The sequence below is a fragment of the Rhodococcus yananensis genome, assembly GCF_020515525.1.
GTDB classification, from domain to species: Bacteria; Actinomycetota; Actinomycetes; order Mycobacteriales; family Mycobacteriaceae; genus Rhodococcus; species Rhodococcus yananensis.
This window is the reverse complement of the sequence record NZ_JAIYEP010000120.1, coordinates 1-8,052: the sequence shown is the minus strand read 5'-3', so window position 1 is coordinate 8,052 and position 8,052 is coordinate 1. Positions and strand designations below refer to the sequence as shown.

Here is an 8,052-nt window from a genome sequence, read left to right as displayed (position 1 = left end):
CGACGCTCTTCCGATCTCCGCACCGCACGGTGCGGGCCCCTCGTCGCGCGTCGGCCGAAAACCGGTGGCATGTCGCTTGACCTGCGAAGACGGTCCGATTTCGTGATCGTCGGGTTGATTTGCTAAGGTTTGCGAGTTGGTTCCGCGAGGGGCCACGGGGCTGTGGCGCAGTTGGTAGCGCGCTTCGTTCGCATCGAAGAGGTCAGGGGTTCGATTCCCCTCAGCTCCACCAGAAGGTCGTTGTTCAAACCAACGACATCACCGGTTTGAGTTCCAGATTCCGCCGTGCGTCACTGTCGGCGGACGGCGAGGGCCTGGACGTTGTGGTCGAGGAACACGAGCGCAATCTCGACGTCATCTCCCGCGCCGACTGGATCATCGACGGCGGCCGCATTGTCCATTCCGGTACGCCCTGCGAACTGCTGACGATCCACGACTCGCGGACCGCCGAATACCTCGCGCGCCGCCAGTACCCGTTCAACGTCGCGCAGTGATGATCTGCAGGTTTCCGATTCACCGTGCTGCCGCGCGGCTGTGAGCCTGCGCGTCAGGAGTGCAGGCTCCCGGCTTGTCTCAGGCTCGCCCGCTCGGGGAACGCTGATGGGCATGTCTTCTTGTGGCGATAAGGGTCGTGAGTATCAAGCAGATGCTGAGCTGGTAGACGGCGAAGGCGAATGATTGCGGAGTCCATGCCGTGAGCGTCAAGAGCGTGATCGTAGCGGCCACTCCGACGAGGACGAAAAAGAAGATGTTCTCCGAGTCGGGATGTCGCCACGCTTTGACGAGTGTCGGGATCGCGGCGATTGCATCGGCTGCCACGGCGAAGAGCACCGCCAACGGCGCTGCACCGAGCCCGAGCCAAACCGTGAGAGCAGCCACAGCAACCCCTGCGCAGACCAGATCGATAATGTTCAGGTGTGCGTAGTGACGCCGGGTGATCATGCTGGTGATGATCACGATCAGTGGCCCAGCACCTGCCGCAAGGGTCATCACCGCAGGCAACCCAACACCTGAATCGAGTTGAGCGAAGAACGCGATCAGCGGCGCCGCCGCCCACAGTGACCATGTGACCAGGTTCGGGCGCACAGCGCCCCGAACAATCGCGATGGCGTACCGGATACTGCCCACCACGCCGAGCAACGCCGCCGCGAACACCCAGTGTGGATCAAGCATGAACGCCTCATCTCAACGCGGCACAGATACATCGCACGCATGGATGGGCGTGACTCCAGTGACGGGACGCTTCGGATCTCGCGGACGCCGTCACTGTCAATTCTATCTCGACACAGCAGCACGACACCGGCACCGCTCCAGTAGGGGCGCGGCCACCTCTCCGGCATGCTGCTGCACCGACATTCCTCTGTCCACCGTCGCAGAGCATGTCCACCGACGGGGGTGATTCCGGTCGATGGTGGTGATGCCGCCGAGGTCGTGTCGGCACCGGCTGTACCGGATCGCCGATCTCGCGCCGCCCGTGCACGTGCCCGTCGGATTCTGCACGCTCGATGTCGAAAACTGCACGGTCGGTGAGTATAGCCTTGGCTAACCTTCTCGGGCGGTGCCGCGCGCGCCGCACCACGAGAACTCTCAGATCGAGGAAATTCATGACCGTCTTCACCGCCACGCGCCGAACCCGCGCGTTCTTCACGGCCGCAGTCACCGGCATCCTGGTGCTCACCGGATGCTCGACCGACGACGCCGCGGACACGGCGCACACCGACAGCGTTCTGCCGGCGGCGGAGGGTGTGACGCAATACCCGCTGACCCTGACGACCCCGTGGGGCGACACCGTCCTCGAGGAACGGCCCGAGCGGATCGCCGCCATCGCCCCCGACGGATCGACCAGCGAACTGCTGGCGGTCCTCGGCGTGGAACCGGTGATCGCGCCGTCCACCACCGAACGCGCGACCGTGTGGGTCCCCGACGTCGCGCCCGGCGAACCCGAGACCTACGAACTGGACTACGACAATCCGTATCCGGCAGAAGCGATCGCGGTCGCCGACCCCGATCTCATCGTGATGGTCGGCGGCTGGGAGCCCGAGGACTCGTACGAGCGACTGTCCGCCATCGCACCGGTGCTCGCCGGCGAGACCGAGGACGACTTCGCGGCGGGCTGGGAGGATCGGCTGCGGATCATCGCCGAAGCCCTCGACCTGTCGAACGCCGCGGAGGAGTTCATCGCCGACCAGGAAGGCTTCTACGCGGACTTCCGCGAGCAGCATCCCGAGTTCGCGGGCAAGACCGCCACGTTCGCCCTCTACTACGGCGGCGGCTACGGGCTGGCCTACTCCAGCTGGGCGGGCAGCGACGTCGAGCAACTGTTCCTCGACCTCGGGTTCGCCGCGAACCCCATCGCCGCGGAGTTCGTCGAGGACGACGCGGTGAGCAACGAACTGATCGGGAAACTCGACGCCGACGTGCTGATCCTCGTCGACAACAGCGAGGGTCACATCGACGAGATCACGTCGCAGCCGCTGTTCCAGAACATCCCCGCGGTCCGCGACGGTCGCTGGGCACTCGTCGAGAACCTCTCGCAGCAGCGCAGTGCGTACGTCCACGACGGCGTGGAACACGAGGGGAACCTGCCGTGGGCGCTGTCGGGCAGCAACCCGCTCGCGGCACGGTGGGCGTCCGAGCAGCTCGTACCGATCCTCGCCGCCACCGTGCAGTGACCCCGCCGTCGGGTGCGCAGTCGTCGTCGAGCAGGACCGGCGACAACTGCGCACCGACCCGGTCAGAGCGCCAGTGACTCACGCAACGTGGTGCCCGGATACTCGGTGCGGAACAACCCGCGCCGCTGCAGTTCGGGCACGACCAGGTCGACGAAATCCACCAGCGAATCCGGGTACGTCGGGCACATCAGGTTGAACCCGTCGCACGCCCCGGCGACGAACCACTCCTCGATGCCGTCGGCGACGGACTCGGGTGTGCCGATCATGGTGGCGTGCCCACCCCCGGCCGACAGATAACCGAGCAGCTCCCGCAGGGTCGGATTCCGCGTCTCGATGATCCGCTGCACCGTCGCGTACCGACCCTGCGGCCCGGTGAACGTGTCGATCGGTGGCAGCTGCGCGACCGGTGCGTCGAGATCGTGCCCGGTGTAGTCCTGGCCGGTGAACACCCCGAGCTGCGCGATCGCGGAGTCGACGTCGAGCAGGGCGTCGAGCTCCGCCTTCTTCGCCCACGCCTCCGCCTCCGTGCGCCCCACGTACGTGACCAGCCCCGGAAGAATCGCGATGCGTGCGCGGCCCGCCGCTGCGGCACGCGCACGCAGATCCGTCGAATACTCCAGCGCGGCCGGCAGATCCCACGCCACCGAGTACACGGCGTCCGCGCAGCGCGCCGCCAGATCCCGACCGGTCTCCGACGCCCCCGCCTGGAACAGCACCGGCCGCCCCTGCGGGCAGCGCGGCACCGTCAACGGGCCGTCGACACGGAAATGATCGCCGCGGTGGTCGATCGCGCGCACCGCGTCGCCGTCGAGATACCGCCCCCCGTCGCGGTCGACGAGCAGGGCGTCCTCGCCCCACGAATCCCACAGCGCGGTGAGCGCCTCGACGAACTCGGCTGCGCGCGCGTACCGCTCGGCGTGCGCGGGCAACGCGTCGAAACCGTGGTTGCGGGCCTCCGCATCGAACATCGACGTCACGATGTTCGCGCCCGCCCGTCCACCGCTGATGTGATCGAGCGAAGCCAGCATCCGCGCCGCGTGGAACGGCGTCCAGAAACTCGACGACACCGTGGTGACCAACCCGATGTGGGAGGTCGCGCGGGCCATCGCCGACAGTGCCGTGATCGGCTCGAGGAACCACGTGGTGCCGGCGGTGTAGGTGCGGTTGACCGAATGCCCGTCGGCGAAGAACACCGCGTCGAGGAGGCCCTTCTCGGCGACCCGCGCCGACTCCTCGAAGAACGCGATGTCGCCGAGCCGCTCGGCGGCCGACTCCGGATGACGCCACGCCGCCGAATGATGCCCGACGCCGTGCAGGAACGCGCCCAGGTGCAGGGTCCGGGCCATCAGTCCATCACCAGGCCGCCGTCGACCACGAGGTTCTGCCCCGTCACGGCCCGCGACCAGTCGGACACGAAGAACAACACCGCCGCCGCGAAATCGTCGGGGGTGGTGACCTTCCGCAACGGAGTCGACGACGCGATCAGATCGAACACCGCCTCCGGCGTCGCCGCCGACGCATCCGTGGTGCGCAACAACCCACCCGACACCATGTTCACGCGGATCCCGTCCGGGCCCAGATCCGCCGCGAACGTGCGCGTCATCGCGAGCAGCGCCGCCTTCGCCGCGGTGTAGTCGTGGTACGGCACCACCGGGTTCTGGAACAGATTGGTGCCGATGTTGACGACGCTGCCGCCGCCGGCTTCGCGCATACCCGGCAGCGTGGCCTGGACGGTGTTGACCGCGCCGCCGACGATGCCCTCGAGTTGCTGCGCGAACGCCGCGTACCCGATCTCGTCGGCCTTCGCGCGGGCGTCGCCGTCGAACGCGAAATCGGGCAGCGCATTGTTGATCACCGCGGTGACCGGACGCCCGAAATGCTCCCGCGCGCGGGCCAGCAGTTCGTCGACCTGCGCGCGGTCGGTGACGTCGGCGGGCAACGCGACCGCGCGGTCGGCGCCGATCTTCTCGGCGAGAGCCCGAGCGGCCTCCGCGCTGCGCCGATAGTTCACGACGACGGACGCGCCCTCGTCGGCGCAGGCCCGCGCGATGTGATGGCCGAGTCCGCGGCCCGCACCGGTGACCAGAACGATCCGGTTCTGCAGTGACATCTTCTTCGCCTTCCCGTGGTGGGAAGGGATACGCGACAGCGACGGACGCGGCGCGTCCTCCGCCGGCTCGGCATCCCTTCGCTCGCATGATCGAGAGCAGGTTCGACGGGTGTTCTCTCAGCCGTGTCCGGCACCCCGTGTCGAGTCCACCGACCACGTTAGCGTTCGTTGCGATCCGTGACCATCGGCGGGTACGGGGCCGCTCCCGAGCCGACCCCGCTGTGAGCACAGTTGCGATCCGGTAAGCGGCGTGGCATCCGCGCACCGGACCCGGCACACTGGGTGTCATGGATCACAGGATGAGCGACGAGGAGCTGCGGCGGGCGATCCGGGTGCTGCGCGAACGCATAGATCTCGCGCGGTCCGAGGGGCGTGCCGAGGACGCCGAAATGCTGGAGCGGACCGTGCAGACCTATCAGGAGGAGATGGCACAGCGGTTGTGACGCGCCCGGACCCGTCACGAACACGGCACCGGCCGCGTCGTGACGGTTAGTGTGGCGCACATGGCGATCAAGGATCTGCGCGGCACCAGGTTCCTCGTGACGGGTGCGGCCAGCGGTATCGGTCGTGCTCTGGCCGTCGCCGCAGCCGACGAAGGCGCCGAGCTGGTGCTCACCGACCTGCACTCCGACGGACTCGACGACGTCGTCGGGCACATCCGGCACCGCGGCGGGACGGTGTTGCACGCGGCGGCGTTCGACATCTCCGACTACGACGCCGTCACCGCGTTCGCGAACGACGTGCACGCACTGTGCGATGCCGTCGACATCGTCGCGAACGTGGCGGGAGTGTCGGTCTGGGGCACCGTCGACCGGCTCGAACACAAGCACTGGAAGCTCATGGTCGACGTCAACCTCATGGGCCCGATCCACGTCATAGAGAACTTCGTGCCACCCATGATCGCGGCCGGTCGCGGCGGGCACCTCGTCAACGTGTCGTCGGCGGCGGGTCTGCTCGCGCTGCCGTGGCATTCGGCCTACAGCGCCAGCAAGTTCGGGCTGCGCGGGGTGTCGGAGGTGCTGCGGTTCGACCTGAGACGCGAGAACATCGGGGTCTCGCTCGTCGTGCCCGGCGCGGTCGCGACCCCGCTCGTCGACACCGTGCAGATCGTCGGGGTGGACCGCGACGCTCCCGCCGTCCGCAAACTCACCGGGCGGTTCGTCGAGCACGCCGCGTCACCCGAGAAGGTCGCCGAGTGCATCCTCACCGGGATCCGCAAGAACCGCTTCATGGTGTACACGTCGTTCGACACCCGATTCGGATACTGGTGGGCCCGCAAGTTCGCGCCGCCCTACAACCTCGTCATGCAGGGCGCGAACGACTACTTCCGTCGGGTGTTGCGGACGGCACGCTCCGAGCCCTGACGCTCCCGCGGACCGAATGGTTTCCCTCCGGGACATCTGCATCCGCGGGAAGCGATCCGGCCCGCGGGAACCGCGTCACCCCTCGCGCCGCAGTTCCGCGTGGAGATGGTGGGTGAGCGGAGTGTCGGCGTGCGCCATCCACAGGTCGTAGACGAGGGTGCCGCCGTCGAGCACCCAACGGCGCTTCACCTCGTGGACGGGCTTCGCGTCCGCCGACCGCTGCAGCGTGACCGTCACGAAGTCGAGCACCCCGTGCGTGAGACGGCTGCGCTGGATCTCCACGAAGCCCGTCGGCTGCGACACCAGCAGTTCCACGTCGTCGCCGCTGCGCCGCAGATACCCGTTCTCCGTGTGCAGGGGGCGACCCTCCACGCGATGCTTCGTGCGGGAGACGTACATCAGGAACGGTTTCGCGGGCATCGGCGACAACTCGATCGTCTCGTCGTACGTGAAATCGTCGATGGTCGGATAGTGGCCGTCGCCGCCACCGACCCAGCGGCCCGCGAACGGGGCCAGGTGACCGAGCGGATCGTCGTCGGACATGGATCTCCTCGCACATCGGTTGTCGAGCACTCGGGCTGTGAGAGCTCACCGACATCTTCGTCGCCCGGCGCAGGCATGTCATCTCCCGGCACCGTTCGCCGGTCTACCGTTGTCGCATGAACCATCAGTGGGGTGTCGAATCCGAGGTCGGTGCGCTGACATCGGTACTGCTGCATCGGCCCGGGGCGGAACTCGAACGCCTCACACCCCGCAACAACGACCAGTTGCTGTTCGACGGTCTGCCGTGGGTCGCGCGGGCGCAGGACGAACACGACGCGTTCGCCGACGTGCTGCGCGGTCGCGGTGTGGAAGTCCTGCTGCTCTCCGATCTGCTCACCGAGACCCTCGACGTCAGCGGCGCCGCGCGGGTGCAGTCCATCTCGTCGGCCGTCGATCCGCGCAGGCTCGGGCACGCACTCGCGCAGGAACTCGTCGCGCATCTACGCACCATGCCCGCGCCCGACCTCGCGACGATCCTCGTCGCCGGAATGACGTTCGACGAGCTGCCCGTGACGGGCGCGGGTGTCGCGCCGTCGCTGGTGCGGATGATGCATCACGGTGCCGACTTCGTGATCGACCCGCTGCCGAACCTGTTGTTCACCCGCGACTCGTCGTTCTGGGTGGGGTCGCGGGTGGCGATACCGACCCTCGCGTTGCCGGCGCGACGGCGCGAGACGAATCTGACCGACCTCATCTACGCGTTCCACCCACGGTTCCTGGGGGTGCGGCGTGCCTACGAATCGCACACCGCGCCGGTCGAGGGCGGCGACGTGCTGCTCCTCGCTCCCGGGGTGGTCGCGGTCGGGGTGGGGGAGCGCACCAGCCCTGCCGGTGCAGAAGCCTTGGCGCGCAGTGTATTCGAGGACGGACTCGCGCACACCGTGCTCGCGGTACCGATCGAACAGCAGCGCGCGTCGATGCACCTCGACACGGTGTGCACGATGGTCGACGTCGACGCGGTCGTGATGTATCCCGCGATCCGCGACACCTTGCAGGCGTTCACGATCCGCCGTGACGAGACGGTGCGGATCTCCGGTCCCCGCCCGTTCCTGGAGGCGGCGGCCGACGCGATGGGCATCGAGAAGCTGCGGATCATCGACACGGGCCTGGACTCGGTCGTCGCCGAGCGGGAGCAGTGGGACGACGGCAACAACACCCTCGCCCTCGCACCGGGTGTGGTGGTCGCGTACGAACGGAACGTCGAAACGAATGCGAGGTTGGAAGATTCGGGGATCGAGGTGTTGCGGATCGCCGGTTCGGAGTTGGGTTCGGGGCGCGGCGGACCGCGATGCATGTCGTGCCCGCTCGCCCGCACCCCCCTCTAGCCGTGCGCGTTTGTGGTGGTCGGAGCTACCACAAACGC

Annotated in this window: 9 protein-coding genes, 1 tRNA gene and 1 riboswitch; of the genes, 6 read left to right on the top strand and 4 right to left on the bottom strand. The window is 67.8% G+C overall.

Annotation, left to right across the window (positions count from 1 at the left end):
- Positions 1-156 precede the first annotated feature (156 nt).
- Positions 157-232, top strand: a tRNA-Ala gene (locus LDQ05_RS18690).
- A 34-nt stretch (positions 233-266) separates the two neighbouring features.
- Positions 267-494, top strand: a complete 228-nt coding sequence (locus tag LDQ05_RS18685) for a hypothetical protein (protein WP_226438454.1) — start codon at positions 267-269, stop codon at positions 492-494.
- Between the two features lie 79 nt (positions 495-573).
- Here LDQ05_RS18685 and LDQ05_RS18680 read toward each other — a convergent pair whose 3' ends face one another.
- Positions 574-1,173: a hypothetical protein gene (locus LDQ05_RS18680; protein ID WP_226438453.1), complete on the bottom strand. Its 600-nt coding sequence runs from the start codon at positions 1,171-1,173 to the stop codon at positions 574-576.
- A 431-nt stretch (positions 1,174-1,604) separates the two neighbouring features.
- Here LDQ05_RS18680 and LDQ05_RS18675 point away from each other — a divergent pair, with 431 nt between their 5' ends.
- Positions 1,605-2,672, top strand: a complete 1,068-nt coding sequence (locus LDQ05_RS18675; RefSeq protein WP_226438452.1) for an ABC transporter substrate-binding protein — start codon at positions 1,605-1,607, stop codon at positions 2,670-2,672.
- Between the two features lie 62 nt (positions 2,673-2,734).
- Here LDQ05_RS18675 and LDQ05_RS18670 read toward each other — a convergent pair whose 3' ends face one another.
- Entirely contained in the window at positions 2,735-4,018 is a 1,284-nt protein-coding gene (locus LDQ05_RS18670) for an LLM class flavin-dependent oxidoreductase (RefSeq protein ID WP_226438451.1), read from the bottom strand.
- Entirely contained in the window at positions 4,018-4,782 is a 765-nt protein-coding gene (locus LDQ05_RS18665) for a 3-oxoacyl-ACP reductase (RefSeq protein WP_226438450.1), read from the bottom strand. Before LDQ05_RS18665 ends, LDQ05_RS18670 begins: the two co-directional genes overlap by 1 nt.
- 56 nt (positions 4,783-4,838) lie before the next feature.
- A riboswitch (TPP riboswitch) is annotated at positions 4,839-4,930 on the bottom strand.
- 151 nt (positions 4,931-5,081) lie between these two features.
- On the opposite strand from LDQ05_RS18665, the gene LDQ05_RS18660 reads away from it, so the two are divergent.
- The gene (locus LDQ05_RS18660) at positions 5,082-5,225 is read left to right on the top strand and encodes a hypothetical protein (protein ID WP_226438449.1); all 144 of its coding nucleotides are present in this window, start codon (positions 5,082-5,084) and stop codon (positions 5,223-5,225) included.
- 60 nt (positions 5,226-5,285) lie between these two features.
- Positions 5,286-6,146: an SDR family oxidoreductase gene (locus LDQ05_RS18655; protein WP_226438448.1), complete on the top strand. Its 861-nt coding sequence runs from the start codon at positions 5,286-5,288 to the stop codon at positions 6,144-6,146.
- Between the two features lie 75 nt (positions 6,147-6,221).
- Here the strand turns inward: LDQ05_RS18655 and LDQ05_RS18650 are convergent, their stop codons facing one another.
- A complete protein-coding gene (locus tag LDQ05_RS18650; protein ID WP_226438447.1) occupies positions 6,222-6,689 on the bottom strand; it encodes a heme-binding beta-barrel domain-containing protein in 468 nt (155 codons plus the stop codon).
- A 116-nt stretch (positions 6,690-6,805) separates the two neighbouring features.
- Between LDQ05_RS18650 and arcA the strand changes: the two genes are divergently transcribed.
- Positions 6,806-8,014, top strand: a complete 1,209-nt coding sequence (arcA, locus tag LDQ05_RS18645) for an arginine deiminase (protein ID WP_226438446.1) — start codon at positions 6,806-6,808, stop codon at positions 8,012-8,014.
- Positions 8,015-8,052 lie beyond the last annotated feature (38 nt).